This window comes from Aquitalea sp. S1-19, from assembly GCF_024343515.1.
In genome coordinates this window covers 1-20,234 of the sequence record NZ_RJTZ01000060.1, presented here as the reverse complement: position 1 = coordinate 20,234, position 20,234 = coordinate 1, and the positions used below count along the sequence as shown (strand labels likewise).

Annotated in this window: 18 protein-coding genes; 10 read left to right on the top strand and 8 right to left on the bottom strand. The window is 60.5% G+C overall.

The window, feature by feature from the left end:
* From EGI20_RS10475 to EGI20_RS10445, 7 genes are all read right to left on the bottom strand, one after another.
* On the bottom strand, window positions 1–949 hold a 949-nt coding region (locus tag EGI20_RS10475), incomplete at its 3' end, for an NAD(P)/FAD-dependent oxidoreductase (protein ID WP_498631405.1).
* A gap of 81 nt (window positions 950–1,030) precedes the next feature.
* On the bottom strand, window positions 1,031–2,491 hold the full coding sequence (gabD, locus tag EGI20_RS10470) for an NADP-dependent succinate-semialdehyde dehydrogenase (RefSeq protein WP_498631404.1): 1,461 nt from the start codon (window positions 2,489–2,491) through the stop codon (window positions 1,031–1,033).
* Between the two features lie 47 nt (window positions 2,492–2,538).
* Window positions 2,539–3,807, bottom strand: coding sequence for a 4-aminobutyrate--2-oxoglutarate transaminase (gene gabT / locus EGI20_RS10465; protein ID WP_498631403.1), 1,269 nt, complete (start codon window positions 3,805–3,807; stop codon window positions 2,539–2,541).
* A gap of 277 nt (window positions 3,808–4,084) precedes the next feature.
* On the bottom strand, window positions 4,085–5,386 hold the full coding sequence (locus EGI20_RS10460) for a TolC family outer membrane protein (RefSeq protein WP_498631402.1): 1,302 nt from the start codon (window positions 5,384–5,386) through the stop codon (window positions 4,085–4,087).
* Between the two features lie 69 nt (window positions 5,387–5,455).
* Window positions 5,456–8,506, bottom strand: coding sequence for an efflux RND transporter permease subunit (locus EGI20_RS10455; protein WP_498631401.1), 3,051 nt, complete (start codon window positions 8,504–8,506; stop codon window positions 5,456–5,458).
* Between the two features lie 12 nt (window positions 8,507–8,518).
* Window positions 8,519–9,586, bottom strand: coding sequence for an efflux RND transporter periplasmic adaptor subunit (locus EGI20_RS10450; protein ID WP_498631400.1), 1,068 nt, complete (start codon window positions 9,584–9,586; stop codon window positions 8,519–8,521).
* Between the two features lie 30 nt (window positions 9,587–9,616).
* On the bottom strand, window positions 9,617–10,258 hold the full coding sequence (locus tag EGI20_RS10445; RefSeq protein ID WP_124734650.1) for a TetR/AcrR family transcriptional regulator: 642 nt from the start codon (window positions 10,256–10,258) through the stop codon (window positions 9,617–9,619).
* 135 nt (window positions 10,259–10,393) lie between these two features.
* Between EGI20_RS10445 and argB the strand changes: the two genes are divergently transcribed.
* Both argB and EGI20_RS10435 read left to right on the top strand, forming a co-directional pair.
* Window positions 10,394–11,278: an acetylglutamate kinase gene (gene argB, locus EGI20_RS10440; RefSeq protein WP_124734651.1), complete on the top strand. Its 885-nt coding sequence runs from the start codon at window positions 10,394–10,396 to the stop codon at window positions 11,276–11,278.
* 79 nt (window positions 11,279–11,357) lie between these two features.
* Window positions 11,358–11,807 (top strand): CBS domain-containing protein, encoded by a 450-nt coding sequence (locus EGI20_RS10435; RefSeq protein WP_498631399.1) that lies wholly within the window; start codon window positions 11,358–11,360, stop codon window positions 11,805–11,807.
* A 405-nt stretch (window positions 11,808–12,212) separates the two neighbouring features.
* On the opposite strand, the gene EGI20_RS10430 is transcribed toward EGI20_RS10435, so the two are convergent.
* Window positions 12,213–12,983 carry an IclR family transcriptional regulator gene (locus EGI20_RS10430; protein WP_498631398.1) on the bottom strand — a complete coding sequence of 257 codons (771 nt, stop codon included), beginning with the start codon at window positions 12,981–12,983 and terminating at the stop codon, window positions 12,213–12,215.
* Between the two features lie 134 nt (window positions 12,984–13,117).
* Between EGI20_RS10430 and EGI20_RS10425 the strand changes: the two genes are divergently transcribed.
* The 8 genes from EGI20_RS10425 to EGI20_RS10390 all read left to right on the top strand — a co-directional run.
* Complete coding sequence (locus tag EGI20_RS10425; RefSeq protein ID WP_124734654.1) at window positions 13,118–14,305, top strand: acyl-CoA dehydrogenase; 1,188 nt, start codon at window positions 13,118–13,120, stop codon at window positions 14,303–14,305.
* A gap of 112 nt (window positions 14,306–14,417) precedes the next feature.
* On the top strand, window positions 14,418–15,608 hold the full coding sequence (locus EGI20_RS10420; protein ID WP_498631397.1) for a CaiB/BaiF CoA transferase family protein: 1,191 nt from the start codon (window positions 14,418–14,420) through the stop codon (window positions 15,606–15,608).
* Window positions 15,609–15,712: 104 nt separating this feature from the next.
* Complete coding sequence (locus tag EGI20_RS10415) at window positions 15,713–17,332, top strand: electron transfer flavoprotein-ubiquinone oxidoreductase (RefSeq protein ID WP_498631406.1); 1,620 nt, start codon at window positions 15,713–15,715, stop codon at window positions 17,330–17,332.
* Between the two features lie 297 nt (window positions 17,333–17,629).
* Window positions 17,630–18,211: a hypothetical protein gene (locus EGI20_RS10410; protein WP_498631396.1), complete on the top strand. Its 582-nt coding sequence runs from the start codon at window positions 17,630–17,632 to the stop codon at window positions 18,209–18,211.
* Window positions 18,212–18,236: 25 nt separating this feature from the next.
* On the top strand, window positions 18,237–18,578 hold the full coding sequence (locus EGI20_RS10405; RefSeq protein ID WP_220789252.1) for a DUF4870 family protein: 342 nt from the start codon (window positions 18,237–18,239) through the stop codon (window positions 18,576–18,578).
* Window positions 18,579–18,689: 111 nt separating this feature from the next.
* Window positions 18,690–18,902 (top strand): DUF3820 family protein, encoded by a 213-nt coding sequence (locus EGI20_RS10400; protein ID WP_124734658.1) that lies wholly within the window; start codon window positions 18,690–18,692, stop codon window positions 18,900–18,902.
* Between the two features lie 2 nt (window positions 18,903–18,904).
* The gene (ylqF, locus tag EGI20_RS10395; protein WP_498631395.1) at window positions 18,905–19,846 is read left to right on the top strand and encodes a ribosome biogenesis GTPase YlqF; all 942 of its coding nucleotides are present in this window, start codon (window positions 18,905–18,907) and stop codon (window positions 19,844–19,846) included.
* A gap of 5 nt (window positions 19,847–19,851) precedes the next feature.
* On the top strand, window positions 19,852–20,234 hold a 383-nt coding region (locus tag EGI20_RS10390), incomplete at its 3' end, for a DUF3592 domain-containing protein (RefSeq protein ID WP_498631394.1).

Here is a 20,234-nt window from a genome sequence, read left to right as displayed (position 1 = left end):
TCTCGATGGCACCGGGGTCGCGTGCGCCGTAGACGGTACCGCCACCGTACAGCAGGCGGTTGTCGGCGGTCAGCCGGTAGTAGTCGAGCAGGAAGTTGCAGTCTTCGACACAGTTGTTGCCGGGCAGCAAGGCGCGGGCGAGCTTGGCGTCCAGCGGGGCGGTGGTGACCACCTGCGTACCACAGGGCAGCGTTTTTTCCGCCAGTTTGGGAATCAGGTTGCCCAAGTAGGCATTGCCGGCCACCACGACAAAGTCGGCGCTGACTTCGCCATGCGCAGTCTTGACTGAGGGCTTGTCGCCTTCGATGATGGCCGTCACCGGCGACTGCTCGTAAATCACGCCGCCCAGTGACTCGAACGCAGCGGCTTCGCCCAGCGCCAGATTCAGCGGGTGGATATGGCCGCCCCAGTTGTCCAGCAGTGCGCCGACGTAGGCATCGCTCTGTACGATATCCTTCATGCCGGCTTTGTCGATCAGCTTGAGGCCGGTATGGCCATAGGCTTCCCACAAGGCTTTTTTTGCCGCCATTTCGTCCAGTTGCTTCTGGGTAAAGGCGGCAAACACATTGCCATCCTTCAGGTCGCACTGAATGTTGTATTTGGCGATACGCTCGCGGATGATGCGTCCGCCTTCGAATGCCATGGCGCCGATGCGGCGGGCCGCTTCCTTGCCGTGGCGTGCTTCGATCACGTCCATGTCGCGGCTATAGCTATTGACGATCTGGCCGCCATTGCGCCCCGAAGCGCCCCAGCCGACGCGGGCGGCTTCGAGCACGATCACCTTGTAGCCGGCTTCAGCCAGATGCAAGGCGGTGGAGATGCCGGTGTAACCGGCACCGATCACGCAGACATCGGCGACTTGCCTGCCATCCAGTGCCGGGCGTTTGGGGGTGGGGTTGGCGCTGGCGGCGTAATATGAGCCGGTATGGCGGCTTAGCGTTTCACTCATGGTTTGTCCCTTATTGTCGTTATGTGTGCCGTGCTTGCGAAAACGGGCCGCACAGGCGGCCCGCTTGCCAGCCTGTGCAGCTTAGCGGTCGATGCCGCCCAGCAGCACGTACTTGATTTCCAGATAGTCTTCAATGCCGTACTTGGAGCCTTCGCGGCCGAGGCCGGACTGCTTGACTCCGCCAAATGGTGCCGCTTCATTGGACAGGATGCCGCTGTTGACGGCGACCATGCCGTATTCCAGCCCTTCGCTGACGCGGAAGATGCGGCCAATATCGCGCGCGTAGAAGTAGGAGGCCAGACCGAACTCGGTATCGTTGGCCATGGCAATGGCCTCGTCTTCGCTGTGGAAGCGGAACACCGGTGCCAGCGGGCCGAAAGTCTCTTCGCGCGCCACCTTCATGGATGGGGTGACATCGGCGATAACGGTCGGCTCGAAGAAGCTGTGGCCCAGCGCATGGCGCTTGCCGCCGGCGAGCAGGCGCCCGCCCTTGGCCAGCGCGTCGGCAATATGTTCTTCAATCTTGGCCACAGCCTTGTCGTCTATCATCGGCCCCTGGGTGACGCCAGCCTCGACGCCGTTGCCGACCTTGAGTGTGGCCACCGCAGCGGAAAACTTGGCGATAAAGGCATCGTAAACGCCGTCCTGTACCAGAATGCGGTTGGCGCAGACGCAGGTCTGGCCGGCATTGCGGTACTTGGAAATCATCGCGCCTTCGACGGCCGCATCGAGGTCGGCATCGTCGAACACGATAAACGGCGCGTTTCCGCCCAATTCCATCGACACCTTTTTCACCGTCTGCGCGCACTGGGCGATCAGCTTGACGCCGACTTCGGTCGAGCCGGTAAAGCTGAATTTTTTCACCGTGTCCGAACCTGTGAGCACGCCACCAATTTCGGTGGAGCCGCCGGTGATGACCGAGAACACGCCGGCCGGAATGCCGGCGCGGTGTGCCAGCTCGGCAATCGCCAGCGCCGACAGCGGCGTTTGCGATGCCGGGCGTACCACCATCGGGCAGCCGGCAGCCAGCGCCGGTGCTGCCTTGCGCGTGATCATCGCATTGGGGAAGTTCCACGGCGTAATGGCGGCGGTGACGCCTATCGGCTCCTTGGTGACCAGAATGCGCTTGTCGGCGCCGGTCGACGGGATGGTGTCGCCGTAGATGCGTTTGCCTTCTTCGGCGTACCACTCGATATAGCTGGCACCGTAGGCGATCTCGCCCTTGGCCTCGGCCAGTGGCTTGCCCTGCTCTGCGGTCAGAATGGCACCCAAGTCATCCTGATTGGCCATCATCAGGTCGAACCAGCGGCGCAGCAGCACAGCACGCTCTTTGGCGCTTTTTTTCTTCCACAGCTTGAATGCGTCAGCGGCGGCGGCGACTGCTCGTTCGGCTTCGGCGCGGCCCATTTTGGGCACTTGGGCAATGATTTCGCCGGTGGCCGGGTTGCTGACCGGAATGGTTTCACCATTGTCGGCATCCAGCCATTCGCCGTTCAGATAGCACTGCTGCTTGAGCAGGCTCGGGTCTTTCAGGTTCAGCATGTCTTGCTCCGCAAACGGCGCTTGCCGCGCCGTTGCCGTGGGTTGGATCAAGCCTTGATGGCTGCTTCGAGGATGGCCAGTGCTTCGTCGAAGACTGCATCTTCGATAGTCAGCGGGAACAGGAAGCGCACCACGTTGTAGTTGACGCCGCAGGTCAAGAGCAGCAGGCCGGCTTCCAGCGCCTTGGCCTGAACCTTTTTGGTGAAATCGACATCCGCGCCGCTGCCGTCCGCTTTATTGAATTCGACCGCAATCATGCCGCCCAGACCGCGCACATCGGCAATCTGCGGCACCGATTTTTTCAGGCCGTGCAGCTTTTCCTTCAGTGCATCGCCCAGATGGTTGGCGCGCTCCAGCAGTTTTTCTTCGGTGATGGCGCTGATGACTGCCTCGGCAGCGGCCAGTGCCAGCGGGTTGCCGGCGTAAGTGCCGCCCAGGCCGCCCGGAGCCGGTGCATCCATGATCTCGGCGCGGCCGATTACGGCAGACAGCGGGAAGCCGCCGGCCAGCGATTTGGCGGTGGTGATCAAGTCCGGTGCCGTGTCGTAGTGTTCGCTGGCAAAGAACTTGCCGGTACGGGCAAAGCCGGCCTGTACTTCGTCGGCAATCATCACAATGCCGTGTGCGTCGCACAGGCGGCGGAGTTCGCGTACCCATTCATTCGGGGCGGCATAGAAGCCGCCTTCGCCTTGTACCGGCTCGTAAATAATGGCGGCGACGCGACTGGCTTCGATATCGTACTTGAACAGCTTTTCAATGCTGGCAATGGAGTCGGCAACCGACACGCCATACAGCTCATTGGGGAATACGGCGTGGTAGATTTCGGCCGGGAACGGGCCGAAACCGATCTTGTAAGGGGCAACCTTGCCGGTGAGTGCCATGCCCATCATGGTGCGGCCGTGAAAACCGCCGCCAAAGGCAATCACGCCGGAGCGGCCGGTGGCGGCACGGGCGATCTTGATGGCGTTCTCTACCGCTTCGGCGCCGGTGGTGAAGAAGGCGCTTTTCTTGGCAAAAGCACCCGGTGCCAGCGTATTGAGCTGCTCGGCCACGCGGATATAGCTCTCGTACGGCACGACCTGATAGCAGGTGTGGCTGAATTTTTCCAACTGGGCAGCGACTGCGGCCTGTACCTTGTCGTGCAGATGGCCGGTGTTCAGGACGCCGATGCCGCCGGCAAAGTCGATATAGCGACGGCCTTCGGTATCCCACAGCTCGGCGTTTTTCGCACGCTCGACAAAGAAATTGCACATCACGCCTACGCCGCGTGGGGTGGCATCGGCTTTACGCTGCAGGAGTTGCTGGGTTTCGCTCATGGTTGGCCTCATCTGGTCTGTTGCTTTGAAGGTACGGGCGTGGCGTGTTGTCTCACTATTTATGTTTAGTGAATATTATTGCGCTACATCGATCCGCAGTTTGCCCGATTCATTCTAATGAGGTGTTTAGGAAAATGTCACGTGTATGGTGGAAAATTAAACACTCGCTTTGCGCGAGTGATGCAGAAATGATCACAACAGGCCACCCGCGCCATAAAAAAGCCGGCCTTGCACTGCATGAGAGTGTAAGGCCGGCCTGATTTTGCAGGGGTAGCGTCTAGAAGTAGCGGTTGACGCTTCTGAGCGTGGCCTCGGACAACTCGCCGCTGGCCTGGGCCAGTTGCAGGCGGGCAAACAGATAGCCGTAGCGTGACTCGGACAACTGGCGCTCGGCCTCGTAATAGGCTTGCTCTGCCTGCAGCAGGTCGAGAATGGTACGCAGACCTACTTCACGCCCCAGACGTGTGGCATCAACCTTGTTTTTGGCCGACAGCAAGAGTTGCTCATTGGCCTGCACCAGCGCCGCTCCGTTGGATACGCCAAGGAAGGCAGCGCGTACCTCTTCACGCACCTTGCGCTTGCTGGATTCCAGCTGCTCGCCGGCCTGCTCTTGCAGCGCGACCGCTTCGCGTACCTGCGAGTTGATGCCACCGCCTGCGTAAAGCGGAATGGTCAGGTTAAGGCCGATGCTGCTGCCGCGGTTGTCGGTGAAGCTGGTGCGCGGATTGTTGGTGCTCTGGTCCTGATAGCCGGCGGTCAGTGCCAGCTTGGGCAGATGGTTGCCGCGGGCTGCGGTGACATTCTGTCGCGCCAGCTGTGTCTGCTGTTCGCTGATGGCAATGGCCGGGTTGTTGTTCAGCGCGCGCGTGATCCAGGCATCGGCCGAGTCGGGATCGGGGGCAGAGAGGGCGATTTTGCCCTTGAGCGGGCTGATGCCTTCATTGACCAGCCCGGTCAGCGTGCCCAGTGCATTGCGTTTGACCTCCAGCTGGTTGATGGCGCTGATTTCGCGCGCGCTGGCGGCGTTGTAGCTGGCTTGTGCTTCATAGCTGTCGAGTATGGTGGCGGTGCCGACTTCAAACGCCTTTTTGGCCTGCGCCAGCTGTTTCTCGAAAGACTTTTTCGCAGCCTGGGTGGACGACAGCGTGTCCTGCGCCAGCAGCACATCAAAGTAGGCGCGGGCAACCGAGAGGATCAGCGCTTGTTCGGCAGCGGTAAAGCGGGTATCGGCCAGTGCGCTGCTGATCTTGCCTTTCTGGTAGCCGGTCCAGGCGCCGACATCGAATAGCGGCTGCTTGAGTTCGGCACCCCAGCCATGGCTTGTGTAGCTGCCGGAGACGCCCGGCTCGATATCATTGCTGCGGTTGATACTGCTGGACAGACCCAGTTGCGGCAACAACAGGGCACGGCCCTGATCGCGTTTTTCCAGTCCGGCATTGCGTTCGGCTTTTTGTGCCGCGAAGCCCGAATCATACTGGCGCGCCGCATACCATGCTTCCAGCAGGTCAAAAGCCTGCGCCGGCATGGCAAGCGAGCTGGCCAGCAGCAAGGTGGCGAGCTTGGGGGCGGATATCTTCATGCAATCTCTCTAAGTCTTGATGCCTGCGCCGGGGCACATGTGCCAGCGGCGCAGGCGTTTTTCTTATGCTCAGACCGTCGGGCGTTTGACGCGGAACCACTGTGCGTACAAGGCCGGCAGGAACAGCAGCGTCAATACGGTGGCCACCAGCAGACCGCCCATGATGGCGACCGCCATCGGTCCCCAGAAGGTGCTGCGCGTCAGCGGTATCATCGCCAGGATGGCGGCCAGCGCCGTCAGCATGATAGGGCGGAAGCGGCGCACGGTGGAGCCGACAATCGCTTCCCACGGCTCTATGCCTTCGGAAATATCCTGCTCGATCTGGTCGACCAGAATCACCGAGTTGCGCATGATCATACCCGACAGCGCGATCACGCCCAGCATGGCGACAAAGCCGAATGGCGCCGAGAAGGCGATCAGCGTCAGCGTGACCCCTATTATGCCCAAAGGCGCGGTCAGCAGGACCATCAGGCTGCGCTGGAAGCTCTTGAGCTGCAGCATCAGCAAGGTCAGTACGATCACCAGCATCAAGGGGGCAACCTGGTTGATGGCGGCTTGCGACTTCTGGCTGGCCTCCATCGCGCCACCGAGTTCCAGGTGGTAACCCAGCGGCAGGGTTTTTTCCATCTCTTGCAGTTTGGGCCACAGCGCGCGCGAGATATCCGATGCCTGTGTGCCGTCGCGCGCATCGGCGCGTACGGTGACGGTAGGCAGCCGGCCACGGCGCCAGACTATGCTTTCTTCCGGCACATAATCGATATGGCCGATCTGCGACACCGGCACATAGCGGCCACCGGCTGTTTGTATCATCAAATCGCCCAGCGCACCGACATCGAGTTGTTCATTTTTGTTAAGGCGTGCCACCACGCCCAGGGTGCGGTCGCCTTCGCGGTAGTCGGTAATGGCCGCCCCCGAGATCAGCAGCTGCAGTTGCTGGGACAGATTCTGGCTGGAGATGCCCAGCACCCGGGCCTTGTCCTGATCCAGCGTGATGCGCAGCGACTTGAGCTGTTCGCCCCAGTCATTATTGACCTGGCGCGTCCCCGGATGGGCACGCAGCAGCGTCTCGATCTGGCCGGCGATGGCGCGCACTTTGGCATGGTCCGAGCCCATCACGCGGAATTGCACCGGATAGCCGACCGGCGGGCCGTTTTCCAGCCGAACTACGCGGCCGCGCACCATGGGGAAGTCGTTGTCCAGCAACTGGAACAGCTTGCTGCGCACCGCCTCCCGGCTTTTCTCGTCATGCGTCATCACCATCAGCTGGGCGTAGTTGAGGTGTTGCTGCTGCTGGTCCAGCGACAGGTAAAAGCGCGGGCTGCCGCCGCCGACATAGCTGGTGACGCTGGCGATATTCTTGTCGCCTTTGAGCAGTGCTTCCAGTTTCTGCGTTTCGCGCTCGGTCGCCTCGAAGCTGGCGCCTTGCGGCAGCCACAAGTCGACCATCAGCTCGACCCGGTTGGACGCCGGGAAGAACTGCTGCTGCACAAACAGTTTGAATGCCACCAGCGACAGGATAAAGGTGGCAAAGGTCGTGGCGATCACCAGCTTGCGGTGCGACAGGCTCCAGTCCACCGCTTTGCGGAATTTGAGATAGAAGGGCTTGTGGTACACGTCCTGATGGCTGCTGCCATGCTTGTGTTCCGGCAGCAGGATAAAGCCCAGATAAGGCGTGAACACCACCGCGACCACCCAGGACAGCAAAAGTGCGATGCCGACCACAGCAAACAGGCTGAACACATATTCGCCGGCATTGGATTTGGCCAGTCCCACCGGCAAAAAGGTGGCGGCGGTAATCAGGGTGCCGGTCAGCATGGGGAAGGCGGTGCTGGTGTAGGCGAAGGTCGCCGCCTGAAAGCGGTTCCAGCCTTGCTCCAGCTTCAGCGACATCATCTCGACCGCGATAATGGCGTCGTCGACCAGGAGTCCCAGCGCGATAATCAGCGAGCCTAGCGAGATGCGCTGCAAGTCTATCTTGAGGAAGTACATGCAGATGAAGGTCATCGCCAGCACCAGCGGGATAGACAAGGCCACCACCACACCGGGGCGCCAGCCCAGACTGAAGAAGCTGACCGCCAGTACGATTACCACGGCTTCCAGCAAGGAGCGCATGAATTCGCTGATGGCGCTTTTGACGACTTTGGGCTGGTCGGAAATCGCATTGACCTCGACCCCCAACGGCAGCTTGCCTTCGATTTCCTGCATGCGTTCGGCCAGCGCCGCGCCGAACTTCAGCACATCGCCACCATCTTTCATACTGACAGCCAGACCCAGCGCCGGCTGGCCATTAAAGCGCATGCGCATCACCGGCGGGTCGACGTAGCCGCGGCTGACGCGGGCAATATCGCCCAGGCGGAATGTCTTGCCGTTGGCGATGATGGGGGTGTTGGCCACGGCGGTGACCGAGTCGAAGGCGCCGCTTGGCCGCACCCAGACCCGTTCGCTGGCGGTATGGAACTCGCCGGCCGGCCGCGTGGCATTCTGTTCGGCCAGTGCCGCCCAGATGACGCGGGCGTCCAGCGCCAGCGTTGCCAGCTTGGCGGTGTCCAGATCGACATAGATGCGCTCTTCCTGAGCGCCGACAAACTCGGCCTTGCCGATATCTGGCACGCGCAGAATTTCCTGACGGGCCGTGTCGACATAACGGCGTAGCTCTTCATAGCTGTAGCCGTCGCCGGTAAAGGCGTACAAATTGCCGTAGGTATCGCCGAACTCGTCGTTGAAGAACGGGCCTTTGACATCGCCAGGCAGGGTATGGCGGATATCGCCCAGCTTTTTGCGTACCTGATACCAGTAGTCCTTGACCTTTTTCGGGTCCACCCCCTCGCGCAGATTGAGGATGAACTGGGCTTCACCGGGCTTGGTATAGCTTTTGATATATTCCAGCTCGCCCATTTCCTGCAGCTTGCGCTCTATCTTGTCGGTAACCTGCTGTTCCATCTCAAGCGTACCGGCGCCGGGCCAGACCACGCGCACCATCATTGCCTTGAAGGTGAACTCCGGGTCTTCCTTCTGCCCCAGCTGGGCATAGCACCAGACGCCGGCCAGCATCAGCATCACGATCAGGTAGCGCACCAGCGGCTGGTTTTTCAGTGCCCATTCGGAAAGATTGAGTCTCATGCGTATCTTTCCTTATGGCTTAAGCAGCTTGACGGACTGGCCGTCGCGCAACAGATGCACGCCTGCGGTCACCACCTGCTCGCCGGCATTGAGCCCGCCGGACAGGGTTGCGCCATGGCTGTCCAGCGCAGCCACGGAGACGGCGCGCTGCTTGACGGTCAATTTTTTGCTGTCTACCACCCACACCGAGTGCTTGCCGCCGGTGTCGAGAATGGCGGATAGCGGCAGATAGAGGCCTTGCGCGGGCGCGGACGGCAGCGTGACGCGGGCGGTCTGCCCCAGTTGCAATTGTCCGGCGGGTGCGTCGATGCGTACGCGTGCGGCGTAAGTCCGGGTTGCCGGATCGGCATCACCGGCCAGCTCGCGCAGCTGGCCCGGGTATTGCTGCTGCGTGCTCCACAGCGTGACATTCAGTGTTTTGGCGTTGCGTACCTTGTCCAGCGCGTTTTCCGGCAACTGGATGGCGACTTCGCGTTCACCATCGGCCGCAAGGCGGGCTACCGGCTGGCCGGCTGCGACCACCAGGCCGGGGTCGGCCGAAATCTCGCTGATGATGCCGTCAGCGTCGGCACGCAGTAGCGCATAATCCGCCTGATTACCCGAAACACTGGCTTGGGCCGCGGCCTGTTTGGCGCGCGCACGCGCCGCTTCCAGTGCGCTGTGCTGGCGATCGAATTGCGCCTGGCTGATGAAAGCCTGCTTGAGCAGCTCGCGCGAACGGGCAAGGTCGGCTTCCTGCTGCGAGAGATCCGCCTGTGCGGCCGACTGCGCCGCCTGCTTGGCCGACAGGTCCAGCGCGTAGTCGCTGCCGTCCAGTCGCGCCAGCGCCTGGCCCTTTTTCACCTGCTGGCCGGCGCTGACATAGCGTTCGACCACCTTGCCCGGCACCCGGAAGGCGAGGCGGGTTTCATGGCGGGCGCGCACTTCGCCGGCGTAGCTGTCTGCAGTTTGTGCATGACTCTCGCCGGCAATCATGGTTCTGACCGGACGGATTTCCTGTTGTACTTCGGTTTTTTTGCCGCAGGCGCCAAGCGCACCCAGCATCGTGCCGGCCAGCACCCATTGTTGCCATGTGTTCATTGCGGGTTCTCTCGTGTTGATCTGTGCTTGTTATTCGGGCCTGGCGAGTCCGGCCAGTACCAGTTCGATGGCAGCTTGAAGTCTGAGCTTGGGGTCGCCGCGGTAGGTTTCGCAGCCGGGGATGCAGGCAAAGGAGTGACGCCAGATCATGGTCATCAATAGCGGAGCAAGCAGGGCATCGACCGCTGCTTCGGCGTCGCCCTGTGCAAATTCTCCGCTATCCATGCCTTGCTGCACCAGGCGCAGGGCAATGGCACGGCTGCGGATAATCACTTCATCGTGATAAAAGCGTGCCAGTTCGGGAAAGTTGGCCGCTTCGGCCACCATCAGTTTGCACAGGCCGGACAGCGGCGTGGCGCCGACCTCATCCCACCACTTGAGCAGCAGCAGGCGGATCAGCGCGGCCGGCGTACCCGGATGGGCGCGGCTGAGGTTTTCCATATCGGCCACCCGCTCCAGCAATTTTTCGCGTACCACGGCTTTGAGAATGTCGGCCTTGGACGGGAAGTACAGATAAGGCGTGCCCTTGGTGACGCCGGCGGTGCGGGCGATGTCGTCTATCTTGGTGGCGCTGTAGCCTTTTTCGACAAACAGTGCGAGCGCAGCATCCAGAATTTCGCCCGGGCGCACCTCTTTGCGCCTTTGCCAGCGTACGGCTTGGGTTTCGGTCATGGCGCTTTCTGAATTTAAATTTATTAATGGCCGGACTCTAATCTAGCGCTATGCCCTTTGCAATTAATAAATGCAATTTCACTAAACCATATGGGTAGAATGTGGGTTTTCTTATTGTCCTATGGAGCGATCACCATGAGTACGCCTGCTGCCGACAAGGCATCCATCCTGTCCGAGGCCTTGCCTTATATACGCCGCTTTGCCGGCAAGACCCTGGTTATCAAGTACGGTGGCAATGCCATGACCGACGACAAACTGAAGGAGGATTTTGCCAAGGACGTGGTGCTGTTGAAGCTGGTGGGCATGAACCCGGTGGTGGTGCATGGTGGCGGCCCGCAGATCAACGAGTTGCTCGCGCGCGTGGGCAAGCAGGGCGAATTTATCCAGGGCATGCGTGTGACCGATGCCGAAACCATGGATGTGGTCGAGATGGTGCTGGGCGGTCTGGTCAACAAGGAAATCGTATCGCTGATCAACCAGCATGGCGGCAAGGCGGTGGGGCTGACCGGCAAGGACGGGCACTTTATCCGCGCCAAAAAGCTGCTGTTGCCATCGGCTGGCGACGAGGCGCCGATCGATATTGGCCAGGTGGGTGAAATCGACAGCATCGACCCGGGTCTGGTCGCCTTGCTCGACAGCCAGGACTTTATTCCGGTGATTGCGCCCATAGGCGTGGGCCGCGCCGGCGAAGCCTACAACATCAATGCCGATCTGGTTGCCGGCAAGCTGGCCGAAACGCTGGGCGCGGAAAAGTTGATCCTGATGACCAATACCCCGGGGGTGCTGGACAAGGAAGGTACGCTTTTGACCAATCTGAGTGCCACACGGGTGGATGAGCTATTTGCTGATGGCACCATACATGGCGGCATGTTGCCCAAAATCGCCTCGGCGCTGGAAGCGGCGAAAAACGGCGTGGGCGCGGTGCATATCATAGACGGGCGAGTACCGCATGCCCTATTGCTGGAGGTGATGACGGCGGCCGGCGTGGGCACCATGATACGGGCCGGCAACGGCGCCTAGGGCATAGGCCAAATTATCCGTGCATTTGCGTACGCCTTTCTATACTCATGACATGAGCGTCGTGAACGGAGGATGGGCCATGCAGACTGTTCGTCAATTACTGGCCGCCAAGGCCAGCCGCAAGCTGGTGTATGTCGGTCCGGAAGTGTCGGTATTGCAGGCGCTGAAGGTGATGGCCGAGGAAAATGTCGGTGCGGTGCTGGTGATGGGTGGCGGGCAGGTGGTGGGGATTTTTTCCGAACGCGACTACGCCCGGCGCATCATCCTTGAAGGGCGCTCTTCGGCCAGTACACTGGTGCAGGAGATCATGACCAGCAAGGTCATTTGTGTCACGCCTGCACAGACCGTGGCCGATTGTATGGCCTTGATGACGGAAAGGCGCATTCGCCACCTGCCGGTGATGAACGGGAACGAAGTCGAGGGCATTATCTCGATCGGCGATGTGGTGTATGCCACCATTGCCGAGCAGCAGTTCGTGATCGACCAGCTGGTGCACTACATCAATAGCGTGCCGCCACAAGCCGCCTGAATGGCTGAAGGCGCAAGACATAGGGCAGCCCGTGCGGGCTGCCCTTTCTATTGGCTATGTCCCAGTTACGAGTTGGCGCAGATGGGTTTTGGGCTTTGTGTCCGCTGCGCGGACGTATTTTTTACTTGCCGCTTCCGCGCGGCATGCGGGCAGGGGCCGGACGCGCCCGGCCCCTTGCATCCCCGGCGCCTCCGAAGTCTCGCGAAACCCCGGAGCAAAAGTCGCTGGCGAGGCGCTGGCCAACTCGCGATTCGCTACCGTCGAATCGCTCAAACAAGGGCCAGCTTAAGACCTCTCCAGCGTCTTTTGCACCGGCGCGAGCCTAACGGGGATGGGTGGCTGACGCACGGATAGCGCACATCGCATGCAATCAACACCAACGTGTGCGGGACATCGCCTTTCTATTTACAGCCCCGGTAGCAAACGGCGGCGCAACTCGCCCAGTGCCGGGGCGATTTCGTCGCGCATCTTCTCGCGGCTCCAGGCAAAAGCCGGACCGCTGGCGTTCAGGCTGATCCCGCTGGGCTGGCCAGCCAGCGCAGGCAGTGGTAGTGCCACGGCCATCACATCTTTTTCATATTCTCCGAAAGACTCACAAAAGCCGGACTGCAGATACTGCGCGCTGGCCGCTTCCAGTGCCTGGCGGATGGCTGGCCAGTCCTGGCCGTAGCGTATGGCCAGCTCTTGCCCCACCACCTTGCGCTCCGCCTCGGACAAGCCTACATAACAGGCGCGGCCGATAGCGCTGGTGGCCAGCGGTACGCGCGAGCCTATGGTCAGCTGTATGCTGATGCGCGCCTGACTGCGGCAGGTCTCCAGATACACCATATCGGTGCCGTCACGCAGCGCCAGGCTGACCGAAAGATTGTGTGCCAGCGCAAACTCGCGCATCAGCGGTGCGGCGAGGCTGCGGATGTCGTAGCTGGCAAGCACCGAAGAGCCTAGCGCCAGTACCGCCAGCCCCAGCCGGTAAAAGCCGCTGTCGCCATCTTGCTGCAGATAGCCCTGTTGCAGCAGGGTGTAGCTTAAACGCGACACCGTGGATTTGGGCAGGCCGGTGCGTTTGGCCAGCTCCTGATTGGACAGCGCCGTCTCTCCGGGCTGGAAGGCCGACAATACGGCCAGCCCGCGTGCCAAGGCGGTGACAAACAATCTGTCCTTATCTTCTTCCTGCATCTCTTGTTCTCCTGTGGCAGCGGTCCATGCGGATGGGGCAAAAAGGGCTTTACATCCCGAATCCGAGCGCTTAGTCTATTCTGCAATGTAGAACCGAATTCCGCAAGGCGGAATTAAATTCACCGGAGACAATCATGGCCGCCAATACAAGCCGCGCCCCGTTTAGCTGGGACGATCCGCTTCTGCTTGCTTCTTTACTGAGCGACGAGGAGCGCATGGTACAGGAGGCTGCCCGCGCCTACTGCCAGGACAAGTTGCTGCCGCGCGTGTTGCTGGCTAATCGTGAAGAGCGTTTCGATCGCGAGATCATGAACGAAATGGGCGAACTGGGCCTGCTGGGTTGCACCATAGACGGCTATGGCTGTGCCGGCTTGAACCATGTGGCGTATGGTCTGATTGCCCGCGAAGTCGAGCGTGTCGACTCGGGTTACCGCTCGGCCATGAGTGTGCAGTCATCTCTGGTGATGCATCCGATCTGGGCTTATGGCTCAGATGCACAAAAAGCCAAGTACCTGCCCAGGCTTGCCACCGGCGAATGGATAGGCTGCTTCGGTCTGACCGAACCGGATGCCGGTTCGGACCCTGCAGGAATGAAGTCGCGGGCGAAAAAGGTAGACGGCGGCTATCTGCTTAAAGGCAGCAAATTGTGGATCACCAATAGCCCGGTGGCCGATGTGTTTGTGGTGTGGGCCAAGGATGATGCCGGCGAAATTCGCGGCTTTGTGCTGGAGAAGGGCATGGCCGGTTTGTCCGCGCCCAAGATCGAAGGCAAGTTCAGCTTGCGGGCGTCGATTACCGGCGAGATCGTGATGGCGGACGTGTTTGTGCCGGAAGAAAACCTGCTGCCGGGCGTGACCGGCCTGAAAGGGCCGTTCGGCTGCCTGAACAAGGCGCGTTACGGCATTGCCTGGGGCGCGATGGGCGCAGCCGAATTCTGCATGCACGCGGCGCGGCAGTATCAGCTTGACCGCCATCAGTTCGGTCGCCCGCTGGCCGCCAACCAGATTCCGCAACTGAAGCTGGCCAATATGCAGACCGAGATTGCGCTGGGCTTGCAGGCCGCCTTGCAGGTTGGCCGTTTGATGGATGAGGGCCGCGCCGCGCCGGAAATGATCTCGCTGATCAAGCGCAATAACTGCGGCAAGGCGCTGGAAATTGCCCGCGTGGCGCGCGATATGCACGGCGGCAACGGCATCTCGGACGAATTCCATGTGATCCGCCATGTGATGAACCTCGAAGCGGTGAATACCTATGAGGGCACGCATGATGTGCATGCCCTGATTCTGGGGCGTGCCATCACCGGCATTCAGGCGTTTAGCTGATTGTTTCCGGACACGCTTTCAGGCTGTCGTGTCCGTCCTGTTTTCTGTCTGTCCTTGACGCCCGGCCTGTCCGGGCGGTTTTTTTGCCCTGTTAAAACCGTAGGAGTTTGCCATGTCAGGTGCGCTGGCCGGTATCAAAGTAGTCGATCTGTCGCGGGTGTTGGCCGGCCCGTGGACCGGCCAGTTGCTGGCCGATCTTGGCGCCGAGGTGATCAAGGTGGAGCGTCCCGGCGCCGGAGACGATACCCGGCAATGGGCGCCGCCTAGCTTGCCTGACGGGACGGCGGCGTATTTTCTGGCGGCCAATCGCGGCAAACGCTCGGTGACGGTGGATATCACCCAGCCGGAAGGGCAGGAAGTCGTGCGCCGGCTGGTAGCCGACGCCGATGTGCTGCTGGAAAACTACAAGGTGGGCGGGCTGGCCAAGTATGGTCTCGACTACGCCAGCTTGGCGGCACTGAATCCGCGGCTGGTGTATTGCTCGATTACCGGTTTTGGCCAGGATGGCCCGTATGCCGAGCGTCCGGGCTACGACTATATCGTGCAGGGCATGAGCGGGCTGATGAGCATTACCGGCCCTGCCGATGGCGAGCCGCACAAGGTCGGGGTAGCGGTCACCGATGTCTTTACCGGGTTGTATGCCGCCAATGCGGTGCAGGCCGCCTTGCTCTCGCGCACCCGTACCGGGCTTGGGCAGCATATCGATATGGCGCTACTGGATTGCGCTTTGGCCATGCTGGCCAATGTGGGGATGAACTATCTGGTCGGGCGCGAAGTGCCGCCGCGCCTGGGTAATGCCCACCCCAATATCGTGCCTTACCAGGTGTTTGCCTGTGCTGATGGCCATTTTATTCTGGCGTGCGGCAATGACCGCCAGTTCCGTGCCATTTGCGAGTGTATAGAGAAGCCGGAACTGGCGAGCGATGCGCGCTTTGCCACCAATCCGCAGCGGGTGAAGTACCGCGAACTGTTGGTGGGCGAGCTTGCCAGTGCATTTATGTGCCGCTCACGCGGGCAATGGCTGGATGTGCTGGAGGCGGCCGGTGTGCCATGCGGGCCTATCAATACGGTGGATGAGGCATTTGCCGATCCGCAGGTCCGTCACCGGCAGATGGAAATGCATATGCAGGACAGCATAGGGCAGGACGTGCCACAGGTGGCGTGTCCGATCCGTCTGTCCGGCACGCCGCTGGAGTATGTGCTGGCACCACCCAAACTGGGCGAACACACCGACGCAGTTCTGCAGGGGCTGGGTTATACCCGGGCGCAAATTGACGCCTTGCATGCAAGAAGTATCGTTTAAACGAGTGTTCGATTTTGACGCGCTGCACTAAAAATAGCATTATTGCATGCAACATGGAGAAAGCCTGGCGCAAGGCATAAGGAGAAGCGGTGGAACGCGAATATATGGAATACGATGTCGTGGTCGTGGGTGGCGGTCCTTCCGGACTGAGCACCGCGATCCGTCTCAAGCAGCTGGCGGCACAAACCGGACAAGAACTGAGCGTTTGCTTGCTGGAAAAAGGTTCGGAAATTGGCGCGCACATTCTGTCCGGTGCAGTGATTGAGCCACGCACGCTGGAAGAGTTGATCCCTGACTGGAAGGAAAAGGGCGCACCGCTCAATACGGCGGCGAAGAAAGACCAGTTCCTGCTGCTGACCGAAACCGAGTCGGTACAGTTGCCGACGCCGCCGCAGATGCATAACGAAGGCAACTATATTGTCAGCCTGGGTAATTTCTGCCGCTGGCTGGGGCAGCAGGCCGAAGAGCTGGGCGTGGAAATCTATCCGGGCTTTGCCGCGGCCGAAGTGCTGTATCACGCCGACGGCTCGGTCAAGGGTGTCGCCACCGGGGACATGGGCATAGGCAAGGATGGTGAAAAAACCGATGCCTGGCAGCCGGGGATGGAGCTGTGGGCAAAACAGACCGTCTTCGCAGAGGGTTGCCGTGGTTCGCTCAGCAAGACCTTGTTCCAGCGCTTCGATCTGCAGCGCGATGCCGATGCACAGACCTACGGTATCGGTATCAAGGAGTTGTGGGAGGTGCCAGCATCGGCGCACGAAGAAGGCAAGATCGTGCATACCGTGGGCTGGCCGCTGGATGCGTCCACTTATGGTGGCTCCTTCCTTTATCACCTCGAGAATAATCAGGTGGTAGTCGGTTATGTGGTCGGTCTCGATTACAAAAACCCGTATCTGTCGCCGTTTGAAGAGTTCCAGCGCTTCAAGACCCATCCGGCCATCCGCAAGTATTTTGACGGCGCCCGCCGTATTTCCTATGGCGCACGGGCTCTGGTCGAGGGCGGATTGCAGAGCCTGCCCAAGCTGACCTTTCCTGGCGGCGTACTGGTCGGCGACACCGCCGGTTTCCTCAATATGCCCAAGATCAAGGGCACGCATACCGCGATGAAGTCGGGCATGCTGGCGGCGGATTCGGTATTCGAGCTGCTGACTTCGGACGAGGGCGGCAACGAGGCGCTGGCCTATCCGGCACGCTTCGAGAAGAGCTGGCTGAAGGACGAACTGTATCGTGCGCGCAACATCCGCCCATCTTTCCGCTGGGGCATGTGGGGCGCGATGCTGTATTCGGCCATCGATACCTATATTTTCGCCGGCAAAGCGCCATGGACCTTGCGTCACAAGCATCGCGACCATGAGTGCCTGCGTCCGGCTGATGAATATTCGCCGATTGCCTACCCCAAGCCTGACGGCAAGCTGACTTTCGACCGCTTAAGCTCGGTGTTTATTTCCAACACCAACCACAGCGAAGACCAGCCACCGCATTTGAAGCTGAAAAACGCCGATGTGCCGATTCAGATCAATCTGGCCAGGTACGATGCGCCCGAGCAGCGCTATTGCCCGGCTGGCGTGTATGAAATTATGGGCCAGGAAGAAGGCAAGCCGCGCTTGCAGATCAATGCGCAAAACTGTGTGCACTGCAAGACCTGCGATATCAAGGATCCGACCCAGAACATCAACTGGACGGTGCCGGAAGGCGGTGGCGGGCCTAACTACCCGAATATGTGAGCTAAGAACCCAACTCAACCCGACCTCGTGTCGGGTTTTTGCATCAGGGCGGACAGTGAATTTGGCTGCGCCTTGACAAGTCACGGCCACCTTGGCAGGATGGAACGCATGAATACCCACCACGCAATCGCTCACGCTTATTATTGGTACCGCTCCTCATATGGCGGCGCCGGTGGGTTTGCGTGAATTGAATTCGCAATGAATCCCGAACGAATGCCGCCGCGATCAGGCGGCATTTGTGCATCTAGTACCCAGCACAGCAGGCTCCGGATTGCGGCACCCCAGGAGCACTCGAGCATGGCAGACAGTAGAGACACTATCACGATATCCCAGAGAGCCTTGCCCTTGCAGCGCGCTGCCGTGCTGTGGCCGGTCTATCTGCTGACCGATGGCGAAGCCATGGTTGCCGGCGAGCCGGTTTCACTGGCACCCTTGTCGGCACTGGAAACGGGGGACGCCGGCCTGATTGAGTCGCTGCTGCCGGAAATCCGTCAGTTGGCCATGGTGCTGGCGTCCCGCCGCTATCAGGAAACCAGCCCGGCAGCTGTGCGCTTGAGCGATGCGGCCGACTGGCTGGCCGCGCGCATCCTGCTGCTGGGTTTGACTCATATCGCCTTGTCCGAGTCCGGCTTGGGGCAACTGGCTATAGCCAACCAGCGCCTGGCGGCTTTGGCGCAGGAATTGGGGCTCAAGGCGCCACGGGCTGAGGCCTTGCTGCTGGTGCCATCGCCGGGTACTGCCTCTACCCTGATGCAGGGCTGGAGCGGGATTGCTTTTGAAAACATGATGAATGCTTCGAGCGCCATCGAGCGCACCCGCGTGATGCGCGTGCAACTGCGCTTGCGTGCCGGGATATGGCTGACACGGTTGGGTCTGTAAATTGGCAGGATTAAAGAGGTGAATAATGGATTATGAAGTCGTAGGAACCGGCGATCGCCGTTTGAACAATCTGGCATTACTGGTCTACGCGATCCAGGCGATCAGCCTGTTTACTGGCCTGCCCATGCTGGTGGGGCTGGTCATCAACTACCTGAAAATGCCCGATGTGCGTGGCACCTTGTATGAAAGCCATTTTCGCTGGCAGATCCGCACCTTCTGGTGGATGCTGCTGTGGACGATTGTCGGCGGGGCGCTGACCTGGATTCTGGTCGGTTTCGCGATTCTGGGCATCGCCTGGCTATGGTTTGTCTATCGTATCGTGCGCGGTTTTATCACGCTGAACGACGGCAAGGCCATTCTGCTGTAAAGCGGCATAAACAGGCGCTATTGCCTTGTTTTTCCGCATTTTTATGGCCTGTCGCGTGACAGGCCATCTTGCTATGGGCACAATGCCTTCCTTTTCTCGTCAGAGCGTCCCATGGACCCCGAGCTGCTCACCCTGATCGCCACCCGCCGCATGCCTTACGGCAAGTATAAAGGGGTGCTGATTGCCGATCTGCCGCAGGCTTATCTGGTGTGGTTTGCGCGCAAGGGCTTTCCGCCCGGTGAAATCGGCCGCGTACTGGCGCTGACGCTTGAACTCAAACATAACGGCTTGATCCATCTGATCGACCCTTTAAGAAAGCAGTAAACATGGCTATCCAATGGTTCCCCGGCCATATGAACAAGGCCAAGAAGGATGTGGCTGAGCGCCTGCGCGGCATCGATGTGGTCATCGAGATGCTGGACGCCCGCCTGCCTGCCTCCAGTGCCAACCCGATGATCGCGCAACTGGCGCGGCGCAAGCCCACGCTCAAGATCCTCAACAAGCAGGATCTGGCCGATCCGTCCGTCACCCAGCAGTGGCTGAGCTGGTATCGCAGCCAGCCTGGCACCCAGGCCATCGGCCTTGACGCCGGCGAGCGTGCACCCAGCCAGAAGCTGATCGCGGCCTGCCGCGAGCTGGTGCCTAATCGTGGCGGTCTGGACAAGCCTTTGCGCGTGATGATCTGCGGCATTCCCAACGTCGGCAAATCCACGCTGATCAATACCATGACCGGGCGCAAGATCGCCAAGACCGGCAATATGCCGGGGGTGACCAAGGGCGAGCAGCGCATCATGCTGGCCGACGACTTTGAACTGTTTGATACGCCGGGCATGCTGTGGCCCAAGATCGAGGTGGAAGAGGGCGGCTACAACCTCGCCGCCAGCGGTGCGGTCGGCCGTAATGCGATGGACGAAGAAGAGGTTGTGCTGGAGTTGCTCAAGTACCTGTTGCAGCACTACGCGGCCGAATTGAGCACCCGCTACAAGCTGGACGACATCAGCGGCATGCAGGACTGGCAGGTGCTGGAAATGATAGGCAAGAAGCGCGGCGCGGTGCTGGGCGGTGGCCGCATCAATATCCAGAAAGCGTCCGAAATCGTGCTGACCGAGTTCCGCGATGGCCTGATTGGCCGCCTGACGCTGGAGCGTCCGGATGAGTGGGCGGTGTGGAAAAAGCGCGCCAAGGAACTGATCGCCGAGCGCGCCGCCGCCAAGCAGGCGCGCGAGCAGGAATACGCCAAGCGCGCCAACGGCAAACGCAATAGCTGAACCTGATGGAAAAGTTTCTGCCTTTGCTGCTGATTGCGGTCGGTCTGTCGGCGTTTGCCTATCTGTGGCGGCTGGGTGAAACCGGGCGGGCGGCCGAAGCCTGGCCGACGGCCATTGGTGAAATTACCGCCAGCGGCGTCGACAGCCGCCCGCGCCGCGGTGGTGGCGATGCCAGCAACCGCGAGGAGTACAAGGCGTTGGTGACCTACCGCTATCGCTACAACGGGGTGGACTACACCGGCTCCACCGTATCCTTTCCCGATGCCGGCTACCAGCAGAGTGCTTCCGGTGCCGAGGCCAGAGTGGCCAAGTATCCGGCGGGCAGCCAGGTCAGGGTTTACGTCAATCCGGCACAGCCCGCACAAGCCTGCCTCGAGGCCGGGCGGCA